Raw genomic sequence first — 688 nt, 5'->3', positions numbered from 1 at the left:
CACGAGGTCGCCGAAGCTGTCGTCGTTCACGTCGACCGCATCCGTCGCGCGCGGCACGACGAGCCGGGTGCCCTGGGTGATGGGCTGCGTGCCGTAGCCGATCTCCTTCCAGATCTCCCGGCCGTCGGAGGTCATGCGCACGTCCTGCTTGGACACTCGCACGGAAAGCACCTCTGAGATGCCGCCCGCCTCCTGCGTGGACGGGACGTCGGTCCAGGACAAGGTGGCGCCGCCGCCTGTCCCGGCGAGCACGTAGTTGCGCGTGCGAACAACGCCCGCGGAGCCGGCGGTGCGGTAGGTCAGCTCGACCTTGATGTCGCCATTGCCCAGGTTGTCCTGGTCGGGCCAGGTCACACTGACACTGTTCGTGCCGACCCACTCCGGAGGCGGGGTGTAGCCGCTCTGATACTCAGTGCCGGAGAACTGTTCCGGGTAAACCGTCCACGTGGCCGAACTGAGCTGCCGATACTCGAGCACCGTGTCGCCGGTCACCTCGGCGCCGCCGCCGAGCCCGCTGGTGGATCGATCGGCAAGCACCTGCTCCACGGCCCGCCCGAGTCGGTCATAGCGGGTTTCGGTGCGCCGCATCCCGCCTGCCACATCGGCATCGGCGGCCTTTTCAAAGGCCTCGATGGCGCCTTCCTGCGCGCTGCTGATGACGGCAGTACGCCGCCCCTGCACGTCGTAG

General features: G+C 68.2%; 1 protein-coding gene. It reads right to left on the bottom strand.

What is annotated here, in order from left to right; all coding sequences use genetic code 11:
* The coding region (locus tag E8D38_RS28560; protein WP_181179584.1) for a hypothetical protein at window positions 1–688 on the bottom strand (688 nt) is incomplete at both ends.

It is taken from the genome of Methylibium rhizosphaerae (assembly GCF_006386545.1).
Lineage (GTDB): Bacteria > Pseudomonadota > Gammaproteobacteria > Burkholderiales > Burkholderiaceae_C > Pseudorivibacter > Pseudorivibacter rhizosphaerae.
The sequence above is the reverse complement of the archived record's forward strand: the minus strand, read 5'-3'. Positions and strand labels throughout refer to the sequence as shown.